At 61.4% G+C, this 588-nt stretch carries 1 protein-coding gene; it reads right to left on the bottom strand.

Features of this window, described 5'->3' with window-relative positions; all coding sequences use genetic code 11:
- Nucleotides 1-423, bottom strand: a 423-nt coding sequence (locus F6Q13_RS19735; protein WP_293060073.1) for a helix-turn-helix domain-containing protein, incomplete at its 3' end; no start/stop codon positions are given.
- Nucleotides 424-588: the final 165 nt, after the last annotated feature.

A 588-nucleotide genomic window follows, 5' to 3' on the forward strand; every position in this document is an offset into this window, starting at 1 on the left:
CAGCCGCCATACATGACCGGGGTGATAGCGCACCCCGGTGGATCGCTCGATCACCTCGGCCACCCGGGCCAGCGTCCACAACTGTGTCGCGTACCCGTGCGCCGTTGGACCCCGAAGCAACTCTTTCTCTACCCACGCCTTCTGTTCAGCTGTCAAGCGCGGCGGCCGACCGACCCGACCTGCGTCGACCAACGCTTCCTGGCCCTGCTCCCGCCATCTCTGGTGCCAGCGTGACACGCTTTGGCGGCTCACTTTCAACCGGCGCGCCACTTCCGCCTGCGGCACACCCTTGGCGAATAGCTTGGCTGCCTTGCGACGTCGACGCTGCAACTCCTCAAAGTCACGCCGCTGACGTACCCGACGCGACGACGGGTACGGCGTAGAACGGTTAGCCGCCAACCGCTTTGCCGTCGCCTTGGCCACGAGACTAATTATCGCAGAGAATTACATCATTGTCACTCAATAACACGAAGCTCTTTAATGCGGCAGGAGCGGCAAAAAATACCCAGCCAAAATGTGGCTCTCCTGACGTATCCGTGGGTCGATCAAGCCCGGTTTCAGCGGCCGGTGCAGTGATGGTTGGACGTT

Origin of the sequence: Mycobacterium sp. (assembly GCF_008709575.1) — a bacterium.
Classification (GTDB): Bacteria; Actinomycetota; Actinomycetes; order Mycobacteriales; family Mycobacteriaceae; genus Mycobacterium.